The sequence below is a fragment of the Ancylobacter sp. GW821-FHT10E12 genome (assembly GCF_058809335.1).
The window spans coordinates 1-21176 of sequence record NZ_JBXASN010000013.1 but is presented as its reverse complement, the minus strand read 5'-3'; the positions used below and the strand labels follow the sequence as shown (position 1 = coordinate 21176).

General features: G+C 59.9%; 24 protein-coding genes and 6 pseudogenes. 15 read left to right on the top strand and 15 right to left on the bottom strand.

What is annotated here, in order from left to right; all coding sequences use genetic code 11:
- Nucleotides 1–11: 11 nt before the first annotated feature.
- Complete coding sequence (locus AC1RU4_RS17705) at nucleotides 12–1232, top strand: CaiB/BaiF CoA transferase family protein (protein WP_492892433.1); 1221 nt, start codon at nucleotides 12–14, stop codon at nucleotides 1230–1232.
- Nucleotides 1233–1276: 44 nt separating this feature from the next.
- Nucleotides 1277–2311, top strand: coding sequence for an enoyl-CoA hydratase/isomerase family protein (locus AC1RU4_RS17700; protein WP_492892432.1), 1035 nt, complete (start codon nucleotides 1277–1279; stop codon nucleotides 2309–2311).
- A 95-nt stretch (nucleotides 2312–2406) separates the two neighbouring features.
- Here AC1RU4_RS17700 and AC1RU4_RS17695 read toward each other — a convergent pair.
- The 3 genes and pseudogenes from AC1RU4_RS17695 to AC1RU4_RS17685 all read right to left on the bottom strand — a co-directional run.
- Nucleotides 2407–2463, bottom strand: a pseudogene (locus AC1RU4_RS17695) (hypothetical protein); the annotation flags it as partial.
- A 113-nt stretch (nucleotides 2464–2576) separates the two neighbouring features.
- Nucleotides 2577–3074, bottom strand: a pseudogene (locus AC1RU4_RS17690) (HNH endonuclease); the annotation flags it as partial.
- 223 nt (nucleotides 3075–3297) lie between these two features.
- Nucleotides 3298–4055 (bottom strand): IS5 family transposase gene (locus tag AC1RU4_RS17685; protein ID WP_492892431.1). Its coding sequence is split into 2 segments (ribosomal slippage): nucleotides 3298–3746 and nucleotides 3746–4055, totalling 759 coding nucleotides; the frame shifts between segments, so codons are not numbered across the junction.
- A 177-nt stretch (nucleotides 4056–4232) separates the two neighbouring features.
- Here AC1RU4_RS17685 and AC1RU4_RS17680 point away from each other — a divergent pair.
- The 3 genes from AC1RU4_RS17680 (at nucleotide 4233) to AC1RU4_RS17670 (ending at nucleotide 5437) form a co-directional block, all read left to right on the top strand.
- Nucleotides 4233–4628: a glycosyl hydrolase family 28-related protein gene (locus AC1RU4_RS17680; RefSeq protein WP_492892430.1), complete on the top strand. Its 396-nt coding sequence runs from the start codon at nucleotides 4233–4235 to the stop codon at nucleotides 4626–4628.
- Complete coding sequence (locus AC1RU4_RS17675) at nucleotides 4628–4924, top strand: hypothetical protein (RefSeq protein WP_492892429.1); 297 nt, start codon at nucleotides 4628–4630, stop codon at nucleotides 4922–4924. Before AC1RU4_RS17680 ends, AC1RU4_RS17675 begins: the two co-directional genes overlap by 1 nt.
- A 99-nt stretch (nucleotides 4925–5023) precedes the next feature.
- Nucleotides 5024–5437 (top strand): right-handed parallel beta-helix repeat-containing protein, encoded by a 414-nt coding sequence (locus AC1RU4_RS17670; protein WP_492892428.1) that lies wholly within the window; start codon nucleotides 5024–5026, stop codon nucleotides 5435–5437.
- 284 nt (nucleotides 5438–5721) lie between these two features.
- Here the strand turns inward: AC1RU4_RS17670 and AC1RU4_RS17665 are convergent.
- Nucleotides 5722–5991, bottom strand: a pseudogene (locus tag AC1RU4_RS17665) (transposase family protein); the annotation flags it as partial.
- Between the two features lie 155 nt (nucleotides 5992–6146).
- Here AC1RU4_RS17665 and AC1RU4_RS17660 point away from each other — a divergent pair.
- Nucleotides 6147–6968 carry an NAD-dependent epimerase/dehydratase family protein gene (locus AC1RU4_RS17660; RefSeq protein ID WP_492892427.1) on the top strand — a complete coding sequence of 274 codons (822 nt, stop codon included), beginning with the start codon at nucleotides 6147–6149 and terminating at the stop codon, nucleotides 6966–6968.
- 36 nt (nucleotides 6969–7004) lie between these two features.
- Nucleotides 7005–8321 carry a hypothetical protein gene (locus AC1RU4_RS17655; protein ID WP_492892426.1) on the top strand — a complete coding sequence of 439 codons (1317 nt, stop codon included), beginning with the start codon at nucleotides 7005–7007 and terminating at the stop codon, nucleotides 8319–8321.
- Between the two features lie 130 nt (nucleotides 8322–8451).
- On the opposite strand, the pseudogene AC1RU4_RS17650 reads toward AC1RU4_RS17655, so the two are convergent.
- Nucleotides 8452–8661: pseudogene (locus tag AC1RU4_RS17650) on the bottom strand (integrase core domain-containing protein); the annotation flags it as partial.
- A gap of 181 nt (nucleotides 8662–8842) precedes the next feature.
- On the opposite strand from AC1RU4_RS17650, the gene AC1RU4_RS17645 reads away from it, so the two are divergent.
- From AC1RU4_RS17645 to AC1RU4_RS17635, 3 genes are all read left to right on the top strand, one after another.
- Entirely contained in the window at nucleotides 8843–9133 is a 291-nt protein-coding gene (locus AC1RU4_RS17645) for a type II toxin-antitoxin system TacA family antitoxin (RefSeq protein WP_492892425.1), read from the top strand.
- Nucleotides 9134–9646: a GNAT family N-acetyltransferase gene (locus tag AC1RU4_RS17640; RefSeq protein WP_492892558.1), complete on the top strand. Its 513-nt coding sequence runs from the start codon at nucleotides 9134–9136 to the stop codon at nucleotides 9644–9646.
- A 509-nt stretch (nucleotides 9647–10155) separates the two neighbouring features.
- Nucleotides 10156–10584, top strand: coding sequence for a hypothetical protein (locus AC1RU4_RS17635; protein WP_492892424.1), 429 nt, complete (start codon nucleotides 10156–10158; stop codon nucleotides 10582–10584).
- A gap of 397 nt (nucleotides 10585–10981) precedes the next feature.
- Here AC1RU4_RS17635 and AC1RU4_RS17630 read toward each other — a convergent pair whose 3' ends face one another.
- From AC1RU4_RS17630 to AC1RU4_RS17605, 6 genes are all read right to left on the bottom strand, one after another.
- Nucleotides 10982–11317, bottom strand: a complete 336-nt coding sequence (locus AC1RU4_RS17630) for a type II toxin-antitoxin system RelE/ParE family toxin (protein WP_492892423.1) — start codon at nucleotides 11315–11317, stop codon at nucleotides 10982–10984.
- Nucleotides 11304–11594, bottom strand: a complete 291-nt coding sequence (locus AC1RU4_RS17625) for a ribbon-helix-helix domain-containing protein (protein ID WP_492892422.1) — start codon at nucleotides 11592–11594, stop codon at nucleotides 11304–11306. The genes AC1RU4_RS17630 and AC1RU4_RS17625 overlap by 14 nt, the downstream gene beginning before the upstream one ends.
- A gap of 115 nt (nucleotides 11595–11709) precedes the next feature.
- A complete protein-coding gene (locus AC1RU4_RS17620) occupies nucleotides 11710–12039 on the bottom strand; it encodes a hypothetical protein (protein ID WP_492892421.1) in 330 nt (109 codons plus the stop codon).
- Nucleotides 12040–12078: 39 nt separating this feature from the next.
- Entirely contained in the window at nucleotides 12079–13302 is a 1224-nt protein-coding gene (gene mobQ / locus AC1RU4_RS17615) for a MobQ family relaxase (protein ID WP_492892420.1), read from the bottom strand.
- A gap of 392 nt (nucleotides 13303–13694) precedes the next feature.
- Nucleotides 13695–13955 carry a hypothetical protein gene (locus tag AC1RU4_RS17610; RefSeq protein WP_492892419.1) on the bottom strand — a complete coding sequence of 87 codons (261 nt, stop codon included), beginning with the start codon at nucleotides 13953–13955 and terminating at the stop codon, nucleotides 13695–13697.
- A 314-nt stretch (nucleotides 13956–14269) separates the two neighbouring features.
- Complete coding sequence (locus AC1RU4_RS17605) at nucleotides 14270–14662, bottom strand: SH3 domain-containing protein (protein ID WP_492892557.1); 393 nt, start codon at nucleotides 14660–14662, stop codon at nucleotides 14270–14272.
- A 556-nt stretch (nucleotides 14663–15218) separates the two neighbouring features.
- On the opposite strand from AC1RU4_RS17605, the gene AC1RU4_RS17600 reads away from it, so the two are divergent.
- Nucleotides 15219–15494, top strand: coding sequence for a type II toxin-antitoxin system ParD family antitoxin (locus AC1RU4_RS17600; RefSeq protein WP_492892418.1), 276 nt, complete (start codon nucleotides 15219–15221; stop codon nucleotides 15492–15494).
- Nucleotides 15484–15798, top strand: coding sequence for a type II toxin-antitoxin system RelE/ParE family toxin (locus tag AC1RU4_RS17595; protein WP_492892417.1), 315 nt, complete (start codon nucleotides 15484–15486; stop codon nucleotides 15796–15798). The genes AC1RU4_RS17600 and AC1RU4_RS17595 overlap by 11 nt, the downstream gene beginning before the upstream one ends.
- A gap of 46 nt (nucleotides 15799–15844) precedes the next feature.
- Here the strand turns inward: AC1RU4_RS17595 and AC1RU4_RS17590 are convergent, their stop codons facing one another.
- The 3 genes and pseudogenes from AC1RU4_RS17590 to AC1RU4_RS17580 all read right to left on the bottom strand — a co-directional run.
- The gene (locus tag AC1RU4_RS17590) at nucleotides 15845–16477 is read right to left on the bottom strand and encodes a DNA methyltransferase (protein WP_492892416.1); all 633 of its coding nucleotides are present in this window, start codon (nucleotides 16475–16477) and stop codon (nucleotides 15845–15847) included.
- 14 nt (nucleotides 16478–16491) lie between these two features.
- Nucleotides 16492–16695 carry a hypothetical protein gene (locus AC1RU4_RS17585; protein WP_492892415.1) on the bottom strand — a complete coding sequence of 68 codons (204 nt, stop codon included), beginning with the start codon at nucleotides 16693–16695 and terminating at the stop codon, nucleotides 16492–16494.
- Nucleotides 16696–17044: 349 nt separating this feature from the next.
- A pseudogene (locus AC1RU4_RS17580) lies at nucleotides 17045–17378 on the bottom strand (transposase); the annotation flags it as partial.
- A 337-nt stretch (nucleotides 17379–17715) separates the two neighbouring features.
- Between AC1RU4_RS17580 and AC1RU4_RS17575 the strand changes: the two are divergent.
- Both AC1RU4_RS17575 and AC1RU4_RS17570 read left to right on the top strand, forming a co-directional pair.
- A complete protein-coding gene (locus tag AC1RU4_RS17575) occupies nucleotides 17716–18012 on the top strand; it encodes a hypothetical protein (protein ID WP_492892414.1) in 297 nt (98 codons plus the stop codon).
- Between the two features lie 606 nt (nucleotides 18013–18618).
- Nucleotides 18619–19253, top strand: a pseudogene (locus tag AC1RU4_RS17570) (integrase core domain-containing protein); the annotation flags it as partial.
- Between the two features lie 333 nt (nucleotides 19254–19586).
- On the opposite strand, the gene AC1RU4_RS17565 reads toward AC1RU4_RS17570, so the two are convergent.
- Nucleotides 19587–20309 (bottom strand): acyltransferase, encoded by a 723-nt coding sequence (locus tag AC1RU4_RS17565; protein ID WP_492892413.1) that lies wholly within the window; start codon nucleotides 20307–20309, stop codon nucleotides 19587–19589.
- Nucleotides 20310–20894: 585 nt separating this feature from the next.
- Between AC1RU4_RS17565 and AC1RU4_RS17560 the strand changes: the two genes are divergently transcribed.
- Nucleotides 20895–21176 (top strand): transposase (locus AC1RU4_RS17560; RefSeq protein WP_492892412.1); only part of this gene is annotated, 282 nt, incomplete at its 3' end.

Here is a 21176-nt window from a genome sequence, read left to right as displayed (position 1 = left end):
TGGATAGGCGCGTGAGAAATACTTCCGATCTCGACGAGCCGGCAGATGAGCAGCGCCAGCCGCTGGGGCCGATGACGGGCATCCGGGTGCTCGATCTCACCAGCTATCTAGCCGGCCCTTATGGTTGCGCGTTGCTCGGGGACATGGGCGCGGAAATCATCAAGATCGAGTCGCCGCAGGGCGACATGATGCGCCATTACCCTTCCACCATTCCGGGCGAGAGCCGCTCTTTCGTCGGCACCAACCGCAACAAGCTCGGCATCGTCATCGACCTGAAGAAGGAAGCGGGGCTGGAGGCCTTCCTCGACCTCGTGCGCACCGCCGATGTGGTGGTGCACAATTTCCGCCCCTCGGTGCCGGGTCGGCTCAGGATCGACTATGAGCGCCTCAGCGTCATCAATCCACGCCTGATCTATTGCGGCATCACGGGCTTCGGAGACACCGGCCCGCTCGCCAACAATGCCGGCTTCGACCAGGTCCTGCAGTGTCTGACAGGCCTGTGTACGTTCCAGGGCGGCGAGGGCAACGACCCGGAAATCGTGCTCGGCTCGGTGGTAGATTATTACACTTCCTCGCTGGTCGCCTTCGGCGTCGCCTCCGCCCTGTTTCAGCGGGAGAAGGATGGGCGCGGGCAGTATATCGGCGCCTCGCTGCTGCGCAGCGCCATCACCATGCAATCCGGCCGTTTTGTCTGGACCAGGGAGGAGAGCCGCGAGGTCAATCGCGATATACGCCTCGCCCCGCTGACTGGCATCCATCCCACCAGGGACGGCTACATCTACATTTCCTCGCATTCCAAGCATTTCTGGGACGCGCTGTGCGACTTCCTCGACATGCCGGACTTCAAGGAGGATCCGCGCTTTGCGACCATGGGACTACGCATCGCGAACGCCGAGCTGATCCTGCCGCGGATGCGCGCGGGACTCCAGAAACATACCGCTGAGGAATGGGCGGAGATTTTCGGCGAGCGCGTACCGAACGCCCCCGTGCGGCCGATCGAGGACATGTTCGATCACCCGCAGATACTCGCCCAGGATCTTGTCACCACCTACGAGCACCCGGTGGTGGGCAGCTATCGCGGCATGACCAAGCCCTTGCAATTCTCGCGCACGCCGGGACCCGCCCCCATCGCCGCGCCCACCATGGGCCAGCATACCGAGGCGGTGCTGGCCGCCTGCGGCTACAGCGAGGAACGCATTCGCAAGTTGAAGGAAAGCGGCGCGGTGCAGTAGCGACTGCCGCGCACCGCACGGGAGGCTGGAAGGGAGGTTCCGCCTTGGGAAATATCCAGACAGACCGCCGGGGACGTGCCGGCATCATCGCGCTAGACCGGCCGCAGGCGCTCAACGCGCTCGATACCGCCATGGTGCGGGACATCCAGGCGGCGCTCGCCGCCTTTCTCGGCGAGCCGGCGGTGGAGCGGGTGCTGCTCACCTCCACAAGCTCCAGGGCCTTCTGCGCCGGCGGCGATATTCGCCACATCCAGCAACTCGCGGCTTCGGGGCAGGTGCGCGAGGCCATGGAATTCTTCCTCGCCGAATACCCGGTGAACATTCTGATCTCGCGCTATCTGAAGCCCTATGTCTCGCTGATCGACGGCGTGTGCATGGGCGGCGGTATGGGGCTTTCCGTCCATGGCCGCTATCGCGTCGTCACCGAGCGGGCGAGCTTCGCGATGCCGGAGACGCGGATCGGCTTCTTCCCGGATATTGGTGGTACTTTCTTCCTTTCGCGTCTGCCGGACTTCGTGGGGACCTGTCTTGGATTGACCGGCATGCGCATTCCGGCGGGGGATGCGGTGCGGGTGGGGCTCGCTACCCATTTCATACCCTCCACGTCACTCTCCGAGCTCACCGAGGAACTGTGCCGCTCGCGCCAGCGGGTGGAAGACATATTGGACGCCTTCGCCGAGGCACCCCCCGCCGGTCCGTTCGACGAGAACCGGGCGGTGATTGCGCGTTGCTTCGGCCAACCCAGCGTGGCGGAGATGACGCGCATGCTGGAGCGGGAAAGCTCGCCCTGGAGTTTTCAGGCGCTGGAAGGATTGCGCCGGGCCAGCCCGTCTTGCCTCGATATCACGCTCGGCATGCTGGAGTGGGGCGCCGAGCGCCCGCTCGCGGCCTGCCTCGACCGAGAACTGGCCTTTGCCGAAGCTTTCATCCAGAGCCCGGATTTCGTGGAAGGCGTGCGCGCGGCGCTGATCGACAAGGATCAATCGCCACGATGGGCGGCGGAGAACGCCCGCCTTATCGAGGCAAATTTTGCCAAGCGGCTGTATTCGAATCCACTCTTCGAGCCGGTCTGCGTTTAGATTAGAGTTCAAGCGGCGACGACGTCGGCGAGATGCGGCTCGAACCGGCGATGGCCGGCGAGGTCAGCAGTCCTTCTTTCATCCCACGATCGATCCTATCCCCAACGCCGGACAACATTGTCAGCATCGTAGGTTGCCTTGATCGCAAGAAGTCGATCGAGCTCGGTCGCATAAGCACTACGGCCGCTTCCTGTCGCAGGACAAGGCGGCGCTTGCGGCACAGATCCTCAACCGCGTGTGGGAGGCGGCATAGGGAGCCTCCGTTTCACTGCTTGAAGCAGTGCTCCCGGTGCCATTGCAGGAAGTGCCGATGCGGACGCTCGAACGCCTTTCGAGGCGCGATGGCACGACCGTCCTTGTCGATGAAGGCACGCACGCCATCGGGGTCATTGGCGTGGCGGGAGATCAGGATCTCCAGGTTATCTGGGAGGCTGATCAGCCCACGATCGAACATCCAGTGCGCGGTACCCGACAGCGCCAGTCCATTACTGACGATGTCGGGACCGTTCGCTTCCACCGGCCGGATGTGCGCTGCCGCGACCTCGGCACGGCCGCCGCCGTTGATCAGCTTCAGTCCGCTGATCGCGCAGCGCTCGCCATAGGCCCGCAGCACGACCCACCGGAAGATCCGATCCCGCACGATCCGCGACGAGAGAGTGCTGACGCGCTCGCGGCTCTGCTCGAACTCGAAGGGAGCTTGTTCTTCGTGGAAGCCGGCAATGGATGCGCTATCGTCGACGCGCGGGAGCAGCGGCTCGGCAACTGGACGTCCCTGGGACACCAGCACGTCGACCTGACGAAGCTTCGCGACAATCTCTTCGGGCTTGTGTTTCTTCTGCGCCATTGCGCCATCCTCTAAAGGCGCGAAAGCCCCCTTCAGGGAGGACCACTTTTCAGGGGGCAGACCAATGCGCTTAGCGCCCGTAACGCGCCCAATTCCATTCGAGAAGATTGCCGACACGTCCCTTCTGTCCTAGGCAGCGGACTCATAACGCCCTGATCCAGATGCGGAGGGCAGCGAGCTTGAGTGCTGCGAGGAAGTTTTCCGGCAACCGGTCGTAGCGCGTGGCGAGGCCGCGCATCTGCTTGATGCGGTTGAAGAAGCGTTCGACGGCATGGCGCTGTCGATACAGCCAGGGACTGAAGGCGAAAGTCCGCTTGCGGATGATCCGTGGCGGGATGTTGGGGAAAGCGCCGCGGCTGGAGGTCTCTGCCCTGATCGCATCGGTGTCATAGGCTTTGTCGGCGAGCAGGATGCTTCCCGCCCGCAAATCCGACAGGAGGGCGTGGGCCGCCGGCGCGTCGCCGGCCTGTCCGGCGGTGAGGACGAGCCGGATCGGTCGGCCCTCGGCATCGACGAGGGCATGGATCTTGGTGGTCAGTCCGCCCCGGGAGCGTCCCATGCAACGATCGTCGACGCCCCCTTTTTGACCGCCGCGCCATGCTGGTGGACCCGAACACAGGAACTGTCGATCATCACCAGATCGCCGTCATAGGCGGCCGATACCGCTTCCAGCAGGCGATCCCAAACCCCGGCCGACCGCCAGCGCACGAAGCGGTTGTAGAGGGTGGTGCGCGGGCCGTACCGCTCCGGCGCGTCTCGCCACGAGGCGCCGGTGCGAAAACGCCAGAGGATGCCGTTGATCACCCGCCGGTCATCCACCCGCACCACACCGCGCGGCTTGTTTGGCAGAAGTGGCGCGATGACCGCCCACTCCTCGTCCGTCAGTTCGTGTCGACGCATGCCGCTCTCCCAGTTCGGAGAGCTTGAATCACGGCCCCATCACATCCGCAAATTTATAGGGCCACTACCTAGGCGCGCCGGCCACGTGAGAAAGACCTGTTCCGCCAGTAGTCGACGCTGCTACCTTAGTTTTTGTGAATCGTCGCCTATGCATCGGGCGTTTTCGGAGAGAGTGTTATGGCCGATTTCCTGAACGTAAAAGATTACGGCGCCACAGGAGATGGAACGACAAACGATACAAATGCCATTAACTCAGCACTCAGTGATAGTGCGACAACAGGAAAATCAGTATATTTTCCACCAGTAATTTACAGCATCACTAAAATTGTATTCCCAGGAAGTCCGAATACAAATCAATCTTATTCAGGTCGTATCTGGGGTGATTACGGATTGACAATCATAAAACAAAGATCAAGTTCATTGAATCAAAATATCATGGAAATAAATAACAATGCTGTGAATCGTGTTGATGATCTAATAATTGAATGGTTTAATTTCATTGCTGCATCAAAACGGGAGGTGCCGCAATTTATGCATACGGTGTTGCGCGTCTTGTTATTGAAAGGGTTATAATGCTGGGTAATGCCCAAGTTTATAACGGTATTGTCCTGAATGGCGTCGCGTCGACTCTGATTCGGGATATTAAGATTATCAAGCCTGTCAGCGACGGAGTGCAGATTTTTTCAGATGGCGCCACCGGTGGGGCAGGATTGCTTTGCGAGGGTGAAATTACCATACAGCAGCCCGGACGTGATGGTTATTCTATTGGTGGTGGCGTTGGCGGAGTTTATTTGGGAGGGTTTGTCGCCGAGGCTGGTAGGCATTCTCTGTATTGTCACAAGATATTTTCTAATATTCGTAATCGTTAAATTACATTTCTTCCGACATTTTCTGGCGATAATCCGGTTGCCGCGAATATAAACATTTCATCGCAGAGCTTGCAGAGTCTTCAGGCGTCTGGATGTGTAGTGAATGGTGGCACGACGGGTTTTGAGATAGCCTATCAAGGCCCTCCCGTCACGCCAGGTGCGCCAGTAGACTATGGCGCATGCGTAATTCTGACGGGAGTTCGTGCACAGCAGGGCTCTGACGCCGCAGTTTTTTACCAAGATGAGGGAAAGTTGACGGTTTCCGGATGTGATTTTTCTTATCGATCCGGTGGAGGATTCAAAATTCAAACGCCGATGTCAACAAGCAGAGCTCGAATTTTGATAGAGTCGACGCAAATTACGAACTGTAATGGATATGCTATTTTTTCCTTGGGCGGCGCTGTGCGCGCGGGCCTCGTAGTTGGATGTATACTTACTGATAACGCAAATGGAGCGTTCCAGAATATTTCTGACGGAGCGTCGGGCTGGACCGTAACTGCAAACAAAACATAAAATTCTAAACTGATTCCCCCTTCGTTTTTGGTTGCAAAAGATGAAGGGGGTTTCTTAGTTTCGCGCGTTTGAAGAGGCGCTCGACGTAGTTCCTTTGATGATGGAGCCATGCATTAAAGGCTCAGCGATCCTAGTGGGTGGTGCGTGGCGGCGCATGGCGCCGCTGCCGCGCTTCGCTATCGCCGCGCGGAGGGCGTAGGTGTCATGCACCTTGTGGGCGGGGAAGGATTCCGTCAGGTGGAAGGTGTCCTAGCAACTCGTACTCCACAGGGGTTGGTCGGCCGGCCCGGCGGTCAGCTTGAGGTGGATCGGCCGTCCTCGGGGGTCGACCAGCGCATGGATCTTGATGTTCAGGCAGCCTCGGCAGCGTCCACGGCAACGATCGTCGTCGCCCCTTTTTTGATCGCGGCGCCTTGCTGAGGCACGCGAACACAGGAGTGGTCGATCATCACGATGTCGCCGTCATCGGCGGCGCAGACCGCTTCGGGCAGCCGGTCCCGGAACCCGGCGGCCCGCCAGCAAACGAAACGGTTGTAGAGGGTGGTGCAGGCTCCTAGCGCTCCGGTACGTTTCACCCCGGCGCCCTTGTGCTCGTGGAGCCGTCACAGAAGGAATCTCCATTGCGGGCCAACGTTGAGGTATTTTGGGGCGGAATGATAAGAAATGAAGGAGCAGTGCGCTTTTGTGCGCTGCAGGGCAAGGAATTGTGGTGAAGAAGATTGTTGTCACAGGCGGGCGCGGGTTCATCGGCGGGCATGTCGTCGCGCGGTTTCGCGCGCGCGGATATGAGGTCATTGCCCCCTCCGGCCAGGAATGGCGGCTGGGCGCCCCGCTGCCGCCGTCCTGCGACGCGGCCATCGCCGTCATCCATCTGGCGAGCGCCGTGCTGAAGGCCTCGCGCAACCGGGAACTGGCGTCCCGCCTCGATATCGAGGGCACGGCCACGCTGTTGAACCAGCATCGCGCGCTTCGGGCTGCAGGAAAGCGCGGGCGCTTCATCTTCATTTCCAGTCAATCGGCCCGGCCGGATGCCGGAAACGACTATGGCCACAGTAAATTCACGATCGAACAAAATCTGACGCAGGAAGATGAGATCGTCGTGCGCCCGGGCTTGGTCTATGATCGCATGGGAGGCAGCGTTTTCGGCGTGTTCGCGTCGCTGGCCAAGCTGCCGGCGGTGCCGATCCTGTCGTCGCTCCCCTGCATCCAGCCGATCGATGTCGAGGAACTGGCCGAAGCACTCGTTAGGATTGTGGAGGCCGATGCGCCTATGGTTTGCTATGAACTCGGCAGCGTGATTCCTCTGACCTTCGAGGAAATGATCCGTGCGGTTGCTCTGCGCAGCGGCAAGCGGACGCCGCTGATGATCCCGTTTCCTGCGACTCCGGTCCGGGGGCTTGCAGCCTTGCTTGATTTTTCCTTGAGACCCGCATCCCCGCTGCTGGAGCGTATCGACGGTCTTGTTGCGTTGCGTCCCATGACGACGCAGCCGTCACTGGCCGCGTTAGAATTGAAGCTCGCTTCCTTCTGAAGGACGCGATCACGCACTCTCCTGAAAGCTCCCGTCATGATGCCTTCCCGCTTCGACACCATTCTGATCGGTGCCGGGCCGACCGCCGTGGCCGGGCTTTCGGCCATCGAACCCGGTGCCGATCTGGCCGTCGTGACCGGCGCCGTGCCCGGAACCGGCGCCGGCATCCATCCGAAGATACGGGTCGTGGCGCTGGAAGCAGGGGAGGTTCCCGGCCTGGGGGCGCCGATGGACACGGCGCCACCGCTCAGGAAGCCGCTGTTTCCCACAGCGGCGGTCGGTGGTCTGGCCAATTACTGGGGCCAGCAGTTCATTTGCTATGGCGCGGGCGATCCCTATCCCGCCGACATCTTCGCCGATCACGCCGCCTATACCGAGGCTTGCGCCGCCATTGAGGCGCTGTTCGCGCTGGAGGGCGGAGCCGACCTTCCGGTGCTTGATGGTCTCCCCGGCGACTATCGGCTTCATCTGCCGCGGCTCTTGGCCGGAAGCGCCGGAGACACGCGGCTCGGCCTGTCGTCCATGCGGCGGGTGGCGGAGGCACTTATGTCCCGCGCCATGGTGCTTCCGCTCCGGGCGCAGTGCCTCTCGCGGCGGGCGGACGGCCTGTGGGAGGTGCATCTGTCCGATGGCTGCGTCATCGCCGGGCGCCGGATCGTGCTGGCGGCAGGCGTGATCGGCACCGCCCAGCTTGTGCGCGCCTCGGTCCCCGACATTGCCGAGCTGTCGTTCCGCGACCATGCGCCCTGCATGGCCTATATGACCGGCCTGCGGGACCTGCTGAAGGCCCGGCCCGTCACGGCGACCCGGCATTTCAATGCGCTGACGCTGGAGCGGCGGCGCGACGGCCGCTGCACGGTTTTCGCATCGCTCTACGACATGAGCGCGGCGGAATTGAACCTGCTGCTGGCCTCGACCGTCGGGGTCGCGCTTCCGGTCCTCAAGAGGTGGCCGGCTCCCGCGGCGGCGTCCCGCGTGCAGCCGGTGCAGATATGGACCGACAGCAGCTTTGCCCGCGTGACCATCGATGCCGCCAGCGGCCTCGTGTCGGGCGAGGGCCCGAGCGATGCGACCGACAAGGAGCGGGACGCTACCTTGAAGGACCTGGGGGCTCTCGGCGGCAAGGTCCTGCATGTCAGCCGGACCGCTCCCGGCCTCGGGTTCCACTATCACGCGCTGAGCGTCCGGCTGCGCGGCGGCGGCGAAGCGCTGCCGGTCGATGCGGTTCTACGGGGCTGGTCGGGTGGAAGCGTCTCCTGCATCGACGCCTCCGTGCTGCGCCGGATCGGCCTTGCGCCGCATACGCTGACGGCGATGGCCGCTGCAAGGCGCCTGATGGTGGCGGGGCTTTGAGTGAATATCAGTCACACCCGTCAAAGGACGGAGGTTGCCGACCCCTCTCCCGGATACAACTCCTGCGAGATTAAGGGCACTCAGGTGGTCTGGGTGCTGGCCTGCCCCGATTGAGTGGTCCGGTTTCAGTCTAATGCATTGTCGGCCTTGTGGCCGGGGTTGATGTAGGCGGCAAGGGCGGGATGATCGCTGCCGGTGCTGGAGGCTTGTAGCCGAGCGAGGAGTGGGGCCACTCGGTGTTGTAGTGCCGGCGCCAGCTCTCGATGATGATCCTGGCCTCTGCCAGACTGTAGAAGATCTCGCCGTTCAGCAGTTCGTCGCGCAGCTTGTTCGAGACTGATCGGTGTCGTCTTCGGTCGTCTGCCCGCCCGCAACGCCTCGCAGCTCGATCCGGTTATTCGAAAAGGTAAATCGATGGCCGGGAGAAATCGAACAGACGTTTTGGGAGGACCGGCCGAGAAGATTGCGATTGACAGCGCACGGTGTTTTGCCGTGCTTATTTCGAATGAAAGGATGCTGCTATGCCGTCTTCTGCTCGCCCTGCCCATCCACCCCGTGAACTGAAAAAAGACCGGATCGAACTGCGTGTTGCCAGCTCCGCCAAGGAACTGATCCAGCGCGCCATAGCGGTATCGGGTTTGACGGCCGGCGATCTTGCCTATGAGGGTGCGCGCCGCGTGTTGGACGAACACGAACGCATGGTGCTGACCGGCGCCGATCGGGATGCCTTCCTTGCCGCCGTACTCGATCCTCCGGAACCAGCGGACAGATTGGTGGCGGCCCTTCGGCGGCATCGGGACTTGGTGGGCTGACTGACTCATGGGATTTGCTGTCGCGTCCTGGACAAGGGTCACGATCGAAAACAGTTCTCGTGTGGCCAGCCTGATCTCGACGATTGGTTTCAGCGTCGTGCCAGCCAGGACGACAAGCGGAATATCGCACGGGTGTTTGTTGCGGCCGACGACGAACTTGGGATCGTCGGCTTCTACAGCCTGAGTTCGTTCACGCTGGCGATCGACGATTTGCCCGAGAAAGTCGGACGTAAGCTTCCTCGCTATGACGCCATCCCGGCGGCGCTGATCGGCCGCCTGGCTCGCGATGTCCGGGTGCGCGGGAAAGGCATCGGTGAACTGCTGTTGGCCGATGCCGTGCGACGTATCCTGGGGGCCAGCCGCGCGGTTGCGGTGTTTGCGATCGTGGTTGAGGCGAAGGACGCGGTGGCCTCGGCCTTCTATGAGGGTTTCGGGTTTCGGTCCTTCCCCTTGCGACCGCAGCGGCTCTTTCTATTGACTTCGACAGCGGAGGCGGCTTTCGAGAGGATATAGGGATGGTGGCGAATACGATGACGACCAGAAGAAATGGTGTCGGTTGGGGCGATCACAAAAATATTTTGGTCCGATCGAACTCGTTCCATCGCCCGGAATTATGCCGATATTCGCCAGCTTTCGCTGCGCTGCTCCATAATCCATTAATTTACAAGAAATTTCTCTCTTGCCAACGCGCTGTTGCTTGGCATCATTGGCGCGAAGCGGGGTGTTCCGCGCGAGGACAAGGACGCGATCGTGGCGCGACCGAGACGTACAACAGCCGAAAAGCTTCGTGTGGTCGCCGACGCGGCCCGCGAACCGGTTGTGCCAGCGTCGTCGAAGCCTGATCCACGCCTCGTCAATCTGGTCCGACTGCTGGCGCGACAAGCCGCACGGGACTTCGTTCAGGCCGAAACAGACAGCCGGACGCGAGACCGCCTCCCGGAGTAAGGAGGTCGTCTTATGAAGGTCGCGCTCTCGCCGCCATGCGAGATGAGCTTCCGCGCATTGAACGTGAACTCGGAAAGTTGCTGACCGCTATCAAGGCTGGCGGGCCGATCGAAGCCATCGTCGAGGATATGAAGCGGCTCGAGGCCCGAAAGGCGGGGCTGAAGAACCAGCTTGCGAATGCGGAAGAGCCGCCGCCCCTCCTGTATCCGAACATGGCGGAGATTTACCGCCAACGGATTACCGCGCTTTATGAGAGCCTGCAGAGCGAGGACGGTAAGGCCGAGGCGGCCGAGGTGTTCCGGACGCTGGTCGATCAGGTGACGCTTGTGCCCGACGAGGCCGAACTGGCGATCGTGCTGCGCGGCGACCTGACCGCGATCCTTCGGTTCGCGGCGAACAAGAAAAACCCCGACGTCCTTTCGGAAGCCGGGGTTTCGGGTGCCTTGCTTTCACAAGAATCGTTGGTTGCGGGGGCAGGATTTGAACCTGCGGCCTTCAGGTTATGAGCCTGCTTGTCTGTTTTATAAGTTATTGATTTTAAAGAAATAAAAATTATTTCCATGAGGTGTGTGCTAAATCTTGTGCTAATTGCTCTGGAGTTGGGCCAGCCAATAGGATTTGTAGCTCGGGATCCCAAGCTTGAACGATAAAAATAGCTTAAGTATCTGAATTATAAATAATTATTGAATATCAGGGGCAGGATGTCTTCCTGGTCGGCAAGGCTTGCTTAAAAAAGGGGTGTATGCGCTGGGTGGAAGGGATTTGTCCTACCTGTAGGGATTGAAGTGCGGTGCGCGACAGGACCGCCGGACGGACGAAGCCGCAACCCCGTCCAATGGTCTGAGTGTAGCGGCCTAAGCGCTTGGTAAGCTGCCGGTGGGCAAGTACACCCAATCAGCCAGCTCACTCTTGGAGCGGGGAGTCCTCAGCCGGCCGGTCGTGATAGAGCGCCTCGTAGTCGCGGCCACCGTAAAAGACGTTGGTAATTTCGACCTGTGCCGTCACGACATAAGCGATGACGGCCCGGCGCTCGAACGGAACCGTCCGCAACCCTTCCATGAGGTCATTCCGCGGTCTACCGCCTTTGGGCACATCCCCGATCTTGCGGCAGCGGACCATAATCCGTTGAACGAAGCCGCCCGCCACCTCGTGGCTTTGACTGATATCGGCGACGATCCGGTAAATATGCTGGAGATCGGCGAGCGCCTGCGGCCGATAGACGACCTTAGCCTGCCGCATTGCCGGCAGCTTTGCCTTCCGCGGCGATGAAGCGGGCCATCTCCGCTTCCACTTCCTCGGCGCTCAAGCTCGGGCGCGGATCGTCGAGAGAGTGACGTATCCGAGCACGCATGGCCTCCAAGCGCTCCGCATATTCCAGCCGCTGACGCTGCCAGACCCGAACCGCATCCCGCATCGCCTCGCTGGTGGTCGCGAATTCGCCAGCTTCCACGCTTTCTCGTATCGCCCGCATCATGTCGGGCGTCATCGTCACGCTCACCTTCTCAGCATTCTGCATGGCGTTATCCTCCGTTACTATCTTATATAGTAGGATAAAATCTGACCTGACGCCAGTCTTATTTACTAATATTCAATGTAAATACGGTGGGTGCGTGGTGACGCGGCTACCTGCATCAGGCCTCGGTTCGACGCATCCACCGCATGACGAGCCCCAAATGAACGGCATGGACGGCCCCGAACACGAGGGCCATGACGATCAGAGCCAGCTCCGTGCCAACGACAGAAGCGTCTTCGACGCCCCTCCAAGCCGTCCATGCCATCAGGGCCGCCGCGAGAATCGGCGTAAAGGCGAGAGCCAGCCGCCTGTTAGCCGTCCAGTTCACGCGGCCTTGCAGGTCCCATTGCATTGGTAAGGTCATTACTTCGCCGAGCCGGCGATCCATGAGGAAGGAGGCCGTGGCCAGCAGGAACACCGTAATGATCGGGATGACGATAATGCCCATGGCGGTAGACGTCTCCAAGGGTGGCAGCTCTGGGAAATTTTAGCGGCTGAGGTCGCGCGATGGATGCTCGCGCATGAGCATATCGCCTAGACGCTGGGTCCAGTCGTTGATTTCGCGTGATCGCGTGAGGACAGCTTCGCGCTGATGACGCATCGCGCGTAACACATTGGCCAGCTCCCTGAGCAATCGCTTGAGCAGATCGACGCGTTTGCCCGCGTGCGACTGCAGGCGCCGTTGATCCGCCGTGAGCGGCTTTCCTCGTTGAGAGGCCATAGCTCGGTCAATAGACAGAGCCGACCGCATGGCGCGGCCATCTAGGCCGAACTTCGCCCGCGTCTCCCAATAATGAAGTTTGCGCTGCAACCGCGCTGCACGAAACTCCAGACGCTCGACGCCCGTCCGGGCGTGACGGTCGTTCCCCTTCAGGATACGGGTCACCCAGTCCAGGCGACTCCCCCGATCATGCGCAGGGTAATGCCGAACGCGCCGCACTGCCGGTTTGCCGGGCACCCGATAACGCTTCGGCCCGACCTCACGGTCACGGCTATGGACCTGCCGACCATGCGTGGCAACTTGCCTCGCCAACGGCCCAATATGGATCTCCGGCAAGCGATCAAGCAAGACGGCGCCCGCCCGATCCCCCTTCTCGCGCGCCGCCGCCCGTTGAGCTGCCAATGTGCGGTGATTGACCAAGGCCGCATGCCCGTTGCGCTGGAGAGCCCGGTTCTGGTGCTCCGCCCATGCCGTCCGCCAGACAGCCAGCATGTCGTCGGAGTTCCACTCGCGCGTCTTCACGCGCCGCAACCCCTCTGAGGTGGCCTGGCGTAAGGTCAGCAGAATATGGGCATGGTGATTGAGGTGATTGTCCCCCTTCTCGACCACCGGCTGATGGATCGCCAGATCGGCCACCATGCCGCGGGCAACGAACTGCTCGAGGACAAAATGACGAACAAGTTCGACTCTCTGATCGTGCGTGAGTTCATGGGGGAGGGCGAGATTGATCTCCCGGGCCAATTGGGCATCGACCCGCTTCTCCGCATGCTCAACCGCGTTCCAAAGGGATTCACGATCGGTTAACCACTGGGGGCTACCCTCCGGTGCCAGGATCTCCCGATGGGTGACCCCGCGACGTTTGCTGTAATCCTCCACGTGGTTTCGCCGCGAATCGTGTAGACGTTCTCCTGCCCGGTACGCGGCCATGGCCACGACCGAGCGACCTTGCGATCGCTTCACGACCTGCACTGCGAAATGGTAGGACGCCATGGGCGCCTCCATATGAAAAGACGTCGCCTCATGGCGACACCATACGGCGGATAGCTACCTCCGGTGGCGGCCGTGCACCTATGTCGCGCAGCGATGTATAAGTGCGCCATTACCACCCCCTGCCACGAAAATACCTCTCTCCCTGGCTTTCCGGCAACAGAGCAGCACCACAAGCGAAGGGCCGACCGGCACCCCTCTCCGACATGTGATGACGGACAATCACGCTCCACGGAGAGAGCCGGCGCACCGGCGACTCCGAGGACAAGCCGCCCCCGGCCAGACCGCCTCAGACGCACCTGAAACGATTATGCGAACCGAGAACCGCAAGCACCAGCTTGCCTTGATGAAACGCTCCAAGGGCCCTGCAGGGCCCTTCAGAGGTGCAAGGCTCCTCAGACCTTAAGCTTGATCTCGACCTTGCGGCTCCAGGGCAGGCAGGACCTCTCGAGCACGGTCACCTTGGCGAGGCGGCGCTCTACGAGCGTGGCATAGGGCTCGGGATCGTACGGGTCGGTTGCCTCCCAGCCCTCACGGGCCCAGTCCTCGAGGTCGTAGTCGGTGTCGGACTCGATGGTGATTTCGGAGACGCGCACCTCGGTCAGGAGGATGCGGTAGGGCTTGAGGGGTCGGGCGGTCATGGCGGTTTCTTTCATGGGTTGATCGGCGCCGGCTCTCTTGGGTGACCGGCGCTGACCTCTCCGCGCGGCCTCGTGAGCCCAAGGGGCGGGCCCCGGTCAGGAGGCAACACGGGAGCGCAGCGAATGGAGCGGGCAGCCTCTTGACGGGGGACACGGGCCGCGCATCTCCACGCGCCGGTCACCCGAGGGAACGGATGCTTGATCCCATGAGACCGCCTCCGCCGGCATTCAGGCAACTTTCATCTTCATGAAACAGGGTGACGGTGCCCGAATCGCGATTGGTACGATATCGGACAGAACCGCTGATTGGGTGGCAGGTTGCAGCGGGACTACTCGTAACAGTCCGGCTCACGACCTCCGGGCCTGCTGTAGGCGCTGGTTGCACCACACCTGGCCCCGTTCCGTTTGTAGTCGTAAGGGCAGTCGCAGGTTCCCACATAGGCTTCACGGATGGGTGTGCGGCCCGGGCTTCGCGACGGGGCAAGTGACGCTGCTGGTGCGGGAGACCTGATGGGAGATTCCCGCGACGGCGCGGCCGTAGGCGGCGCTGACGCGGTGAGATAATCAGCATGGACCCACCCGCGCTGGCCGCCGAAGGCGGCACGCCACCACCGACCCTCTATCCCTGACACAGCGACCGAAGCGCCAGCTTCGAGGCGCATCAGCACGCGGGCCATCACCGACGGCTCTGCACGGAGATTGACGCGGGCGGTGGTGTACATCACCGCCGTGGACGCGGACGATGCCTCTTCAGGCGTCGTGATCGACGGGACCGCGGCAAGCGGGCTCGTCGGGCGGGTCTCCGCAGCCGGCGGCGACCGCGAATAGGATGTGGATTGAACGGTCGCGCGCGGCGCAGCCGGCGAAGCGACTGGCGCGACCTGGGAGCTGTCGCGCGACGAACAGTAGCCGAGCGCGAGAGCGCTCAGAATGACCCAGCCAAGGCATCCGGCCTGATTCCTGGCCATGGCACGGCCCGATCAGACCGCGTGCCGCGAAGAGGAGCGAAGCGACGTAAACGACACACGCGCCGCGCCGCGGTCGCGTGGTGATACGGATTTGAGTTGAATGCCCACCTTGGCCCCCTCAGTGCCCGGCAGCATGCTCGCGCTTCTGCAACGCAGAGTCGAGGGGCGGGCCAGTTTGAGACGAGGCTAGCTAAACGGCTGGAAAGGTTCAGAAGAGAAAGAGAGGGATAGGCCGCAGAAGACCTGTCAGGAAGTGTATGACAGTGTCATACACTCTGTGGTATAAAGAGGTACAAGGAAAGATACCGCCATGAGAACCAATAAGCCCCTCACCGTCACCCTCGGCAAGCAGCAAGCCAGCGTTGATGCCCGGCTGGCCTCGGGAGCATACGCGTCCGCGAGCGAAGTGATGCGCGCCGCTCTACGGGCTCTCGACCGCGAAGATGAAGCCCTCAATGCCGTGCTCCAAGCCCGCATTCAGGAAGCCTTGGACGACCCGCGTCCGAGCGTGTCAGCCGACGAGGTCTTCAGCCGCTTCGAACAGAAGTATGCGGGGCAGGTGAAAGCGTCACGCAGTGGCGCTTGAGGTCATATTCCGCCCTCTCGCCGCCGCCGATCTCGAGCAGATCTACGACTTCATCACCGAGGACAGCCTAAATCGGGCGATCGCCTTCATCCGACAAATCAGGGAGCGCTGCGAAGCGCTCACGCAAATGCCCGAACGCGCGCCCAGCCGAGAGGATCTCGGCCCGGGCGTTCGACTCCTCGCCATGAAACGGCGCGCGCTGATTGCGTACCGTGTCCGTGACCGGGAGGTTCAAATCCTCCGGGTGTTCTATGCGGGGCGCGACTACGAGGCAGCAGTCTTGGACGAGAGGTCGGAGGACTAGGCCCGTCCGGTGACGCTGAGCGGGCCGCGCAGATGAGAAGGGCGCCCTAAGGCGCCTGAACACGCGTGAGCGCCGTGCGGTGATGGTTGTAATCGAGCTCGAATCCGACGAAGCACCGCCCGCACTTCCGGGCCGCGACCAACGTTGACCCGGACCCACAGAACGGGTCGAGCACCACGCCACCGGCGGGACAGAACGCTTCAATCAGCGGTTCAAGCACTGGCACGGGTTTCTCGGTCGGATGATGACGATTGCCGGTATAGACCCAGTCTCGGACATCGCTCGGCGGCATGTCCGGCCGCGACGGATGGCCCTTCGCCAGCAGATAAGCCTGCTCGTGGCTCGCGCCCAGAAAACGCTTGGACGACACATACTCCTTGCAGAACACCAGATGGCCTACAGGATAAAATCCGGCGGACCGCCAGGCGTCCATGAACACGTCGACCTTGTTCCAGCCGTAGAAGCTCACACAGAGACTGCCGGGCTTGAGCACACGGTACATCTCGGCAAAGGCGGGCTTCACCCAGCGGCCATTGTCATCGTTGCGCACGGTCTGCCCGGTGCGCGACCGATAGCGGCAGATATAGGGCGGATCGGTGAGGATGAAATCGACACTTTCGGCTGGCATGCGGCGCATCAGGCGGACGCAGTCCCCATGCCGCACGGTGTCGTGCGGCATGGTAGTGAGTGGGCTCATCGGCCCACCCCGGCGTCTTTGGGCTTGCGCTTGCGGATGACCAGGCGGCCATCAACGGGCACGCAGGTCAGCTGGATGTTGAAGCCTTCGCCGTTCGTATGCGGCCAGGCGGCTCCGATGCGGGTCCAGAAAGCGGTTTCTCCTTCGCCCTCGACGACGTAGACGTCGTGACTGGGACCGGTTGATGCTGGTTTCTTCATGTGGGGTTCTCCCTTTGATTATCCGGTCACGCCCTTCGTGGCCGGTCGGGAGATTGAAAGCGGTGGAGACCTGAGCCCAAAAGGCGTCCGCGGTCATCAGCAACACGGGAGCGGAACGCGAACGGAGCGGGCAGCTGCTTGACCGTGGCAGGACCTGCCGCATCTCCCGTCCGATGCCGGCCACGGGCGAGATCGATCCAAGTGAAACCTCACAGAAGCCGACTTCAAGGGGCGCAAGACCGGAGCTGGAAGAGGCGAAGCTCGGGTGAATATCGCGCGGATCGCGGTGGCGCCGAACAGACAGTACGGGCGTCCCGACACCGCGTCAGATGTGAAATTGCTTGGCTCAGGCCCGCCGGATTGACACCTGCCACTCGCCACATATCACGCCAACGAGCTCGCGCGTGCGACCAAGGCTCAGATTTTTGGCGAATGATGTCCTGCAGCATCTCACAGTCGAGGGACAGCTCGGCGACGAATTTTCTCAGCTACGTGTTCTCACCCTTGAGATGCTTTAGCCGGAGCATCCCAAGCGGGGCGAGGCCCTCGTATTTCTTCTTCCAGTTGAAGTGCGTCGTCGGGCTGATCCCAGCGTGCCGGCAGATATCCGCCACCGGCACGCCATCCGCCCCCTGCTTCAGGATGAACGCCTTTTGCGCGTCCGAGAACTTCGATACCTTCATCGTGTTCCGCTCCTCCCAATCAAGGGATTTTGGCGCGGAAAACTCCAACTTCAAACGGTCCAGTTTTCCGGGATTAGATCGACACTGCCGCGATCTTGAACTCACGCCCAAACCGTCTTCGCTGTATCTGTCACCTTCGGCTTCATGAAACACCCAATCTCGGTGTCCACGAAGCTGGCGGAACTCAAATAGATCAAGTGAGAACAGCGTCCGCTTATGATCGAGGACAAATTGGAGGGGCCAACGTCAATATGTCACAGATATTGTTTTGCGATATGAATTGATTTTGTTTAAATCTATTCGGAAATATGGCCATGATCGGCGGCTGGAGAGATGCATGTCAAAAAAGATGTTCTTTGTAGTTCAGCCCTTCCAGGTGGATGAGTCTGGTTCATTTACCAGGGGAATCCCAGTAGAATTTAATTCATCTGAAGATGCAATGCGTATATCTAAGATATTAATCAAATCTAATAAAGGAATTGTTGTATTTTCATTAAATGTTAATCCAAAAACATATGAAGGAGATGAGCCGAATATTATTGCAATATTTGGACAGGTGCCGGATCATTTTTATGACAAAAAGATAGTTGTCCATATAGATCGGAAGTTCGACAAAAATAATGCTTTGCATTAAATATAATGTAATGGATGTATTGATATAAGTTCAAATTATATTTCTTAATATGTTCGTAGTGAAGCGGAAGGGGCCTGATTGCGTTGTCGAAGGGTTAGATTGCGGCGCATGTGGAGTGTCCTGCCGTGCCCTTGACATGCTTCCGGCTTTTCGGGCCAGTTTGAGCCGGAATTTCCCATTTTGATCCCTGGCTCGGAGACAGGGAGAGTTCCATGAAGGCGTCGCGGTTCCCGGAGGCGCAGATCGCGTTTGTTGTGAAGCGGGCGGAGGACGGAATGCCGGTGGTTTCTTAGCCGCTCAAGCCCGTGCTTTCTCGGCGCGGGCGTTTTGACGGGCTGACTGTCGATGATCGCGAGCATGACTGTCGCGTCATGGACGATCCGAACAGCAGCCGATGCATGAGGTGGCGGGACCGCCAATGCAGAATCTGCCACGGTAGGAGATTCTTCGGCGGCATCCGTCCGAACGGTCCGTGTAGCGCAAGGCATTCATCACCTCATGCTAGATTCGCCATTGGCTTGCACCTCCGCCTCAGTAACGCTGACGTTTCCCCCTAAAATGCCTTCGGTTTGAATTGGATTCCGTAGGAAGGAGGCGGAGATGAAGAAGATCCGTGGGCGCCTGGAGTCCCTGGCGGGTCAACGTCGGCGGTTCGGCTACCGACCCTGCACATCCTGCTGCGGCGTGGCGGGCGCAAGCGCGCGCTCGGGACACGGGCGCCGATGACTATGCCACAGGGGCCGAACCAGCGCTGGAGCCGCGACTTTGTCGCCGACATGCTCATCGATGGCCGTCGCTTCCGTGTCATCGTCGACGACTTTACGCGAGAGTGTCTGGCGCTCATCGTCGACACCTCGCTCTCTGGCCAGCGCGTTGTCCGGGAGCTCGATGCAATCATCGCCCTTCGCGGCCGGCCGCTCATGATCGTCAGCGACAACGGCGCCAAGTTAACGTCGCGAGCGATCCTGCGATGTCAAGAGGATCAGGGTGTCGAGTGGCACTACATCGCGCCCGGCAAGCTTATGCAAAATGGCTTCGTCGAGAGCCTGAACGGCCGCTTCCGCGACGAGTGTCTCAACGAGCAGTTGTTCCGCAACCTGCCGGCAGCATGCTGGCTGATTGAAAAATGGAGGACGGACTACAACACCTGACGGCCGCATACGGGTCTCGGCGGCCTCACCCCAAACGAGTTTGCAACCCGGTTCCGAAAGGGCCAAAACGAGACCAGAATCCAGTTATGATCGAGGGTAAAGCGGGGGCGACGTCAACGACAACAGAGGCGGGCGAACGATCGACCATTCCTTGTTGGTCAGATCGCTCGGATAGCGCTTCGCTCGCTTCTCAACATCAGCCATCTGACCATTGCCCGCTCGGGGCCATACCCAAGCTTGAAACAGGCCAGATCATCCTCAACCTAGCCTCAAATGGATCTTCAAAAGCAGAAGTCCGAATAGTAAACCGCAATGAAATCAGCAATATTCACTTCTAACTGTTGAGTATCATTATGGTACGAATTTCTAATGATTCCCTAAGCGACAACATTAGAAATTCAATACTCCATCGAGAGGCAGAATTCATTCCGGCAAAACAAACCCAGATGACCGTACTTTTTCCATTATTGTAGACGCGCTACTCCCAGCTATACGTCCAGAAGCAAATTCGCGACGCCAAGATATGTTCTCTTTTACTGTACGCGCAGGATTTCCTGCGGCAATTGAAAAAGCCGGCACATTGGACACTACCACCGCTCGCGCCCCAACAATGGCGCCCTCGCCAATTTCAACGCCGGCGCCAATATAACATTCCTTGCCAAGCCAAACATGCTTTCCAAGTTTGATAGAACGCTTTGTATTTATCAGCACACTAGAATTTATATCGTAAATGTCATGCTGATCGCTAGGTTGCATTGTGACCCCATGTGAAAACATGCAGTCTTGACCGATTTCGATTGAGGCGTCTGAAAGAGTTGCGTTACAAGAATTGATTGTCGTGCCGCGCCCAACTCGCAATAGTGCATTGGAATAAAATAATGCCGACAAATTTATTTGACCGCAACTTTCCAACAAGAAAGCGGCATTGTTACTCTTGAATCTTACTTCAATAGTCCCCGTGTATTTGCCAATTGCAACTACAGGAGTGAGGTCAGGGCTAGCCATCCTGAGTTCTAACACAGCAGCGCCAGACTCAAGATTCCTCAAACATTCTTCTGTTATCCAAATATTGAGATCAGTACAGCGAACCGCATGAAAGCCACGAAGGCCCACCAAGCTCGACACGGAAACGCGACGATAGGTCACTAAACCCCCTTCGTTACCCGGAAACCAAAGTGTAAATTCTACCTAATAATGGGGAAAGTATAAACACGAATTGCTTTGTATTGTCAATACGCCCTTGAAAATTGGATCTGCGCGGGTGTGCAAAATGGCTCTTCTCTATTCGGCCGGCCTCCTGCGCGATGAAAACACCACCCAACGGCAGACGGACTTAAACGCGAAGCGTGACGATCGCAGCCTTCTCAATGTGAAGAAACGGAACCGCGCCGCCCCTTCGGGCTCATGGGCTCGCCTTCGACCGTATGACGAGCCCGCCACCTCCTCACGGTTTTCTCGTTGAATTCGAAGCGCCGCGCGAGTTCCGCGGTTGAAGCCTGCGATCATTGTAGCTCCGTTCGAACGGTGTATGGAGTCTTGGTGCCCTCATGAAGAATCTGGTCCATAGTACCTCCATAGCACCCCCATTTTTTCTGATGGCGACAAAAAGACGCCATTACATCCTGGGACCAAACACCTGGGCTCAGGACCTGATAAAGTGTGGTGACGTATGTTCACGGTGTCTGAGAGGATGCTGTGAGGGGTGATCTGTTTCTGTTGAGCGAGCGCCAGATGGCGCGGACCGAGGCGTGTTTTCTGTTGTCGCATGGCGTGCCGCGTGTGGATGATCGGCATCGTCTACGTGATCCGCAACGGCCTGCAGTGAAGGACACGCCCAAAGGCTATGGCCCGCACAAGACGCTGTACAATCGCTTCATCCGCTGGAGTCGGCTCGGAGTGTTCGATCGCATCTTCGCAGGGCTCGCCGGTGAAAGGGGGGACTGTCAGGAATTTCGTGTGCAGGGCGGCCATACTGGAGCTGATGGAGGTTCCCGATGGCACGACGCAAAGCCC

Coding starts and splice junctions, on each gene's coding strand:
- AC1RU4_RS17680 (WP_492892430.1), top strand. CDS start 4,233: ATGGCCGATTTCCTGAACGTAAAAGATTACGGCGCCACAGGAGATGGA.
- AC1RU4_RS17675 (WP_492892429.1), top strand. CDS start 4,628: ATGCTGGGTAATGCCCAAGTTTATAACGGTATTGTCCTGAATGGCGTC.
- AC1RU4_RS17655 (WP_492892426.1), top strand. CDS start 7,005: ATGATGCCTTCCCGCTTCGACACCATTCTGATCGGTGCCGGGCCGACC.
- AC1RU4_RS17645 (WP_492892425.1), top strand. CDS start 8,843: ATGCCGTCTTCTGCTCGCCCTGCCCATCCACCCCGTGAACTGAAAAAA.
- AC1RU4_RS17630 (WP_492892423.1), bottom strand. CDS start 11,317: ATGCGGCAGGCTAAGGTCGTCTATCGGCCGCAGGCGCTCGCCGATCTC.
- AC1RU4_RS17625 (WP_492892422.1), bottom strand. CDS start 11,594: ATGCAGAATGCTGAGAAGGTGAGCGTGACGATGACGCCCGACATGATG.
- AC1RU4_RS17620 (WP_492892421.1), bottom strand. CDS start 12,039: ATGGGCATTATCGTCATCCCGATCATTACGGTGTTCCTGCTGGCCACG.
- mobQ (WP_492892420.1), bottom strand. CDS start 13,302: ATGGCGTCCTACCATTTCGCAGTGCAGGTCGTGAAGCGATCGCAAGGT.
- AC1RU4_RS17610 (WP_492892419.1), bottom strand. CDS start 13,955: ATGAAAGAAACCGCCATGACCGCCCGACCCCTCAAGCCCTACCGCATC.
- AC1RU4_RS17605 (WP_492892557.1), bottom strand. CDS start 14,662: ATGTACACCACCGCCCGCGTCAATCTCCGTGCAGAGCCGTCGGTGATG.
- AC1RU4_RS17600 (WP_492892418.1), top strand. CDS start 15,219: ATGAGAACCAATAAGCCCCTCACCGTCACCCTCGGCAAGCAGCAAGCC.
- AC1RU4_RS17590 (WP_492892416.1), bottom strand. CDS start 16,477: ATGCCGCACGACACCGTGCGGCATGGGGACTGCGTCCGCCTGATGCGC.
- AC1RU4_RS17585 (WP_492892415.1), bottom strand. CDS start 16,695: ATGAAGAAACCAGCATCAACCGGTCCCAGTCACGACGTCTACGTCGTC.
- AC1RU4_RS17575 (WP_492892414.1), top strand. CDS start 17,716: ATGTCAAAAAAGATGTTCTTTGTAGTTCAGCCCTTCCAGGTGGATGAG.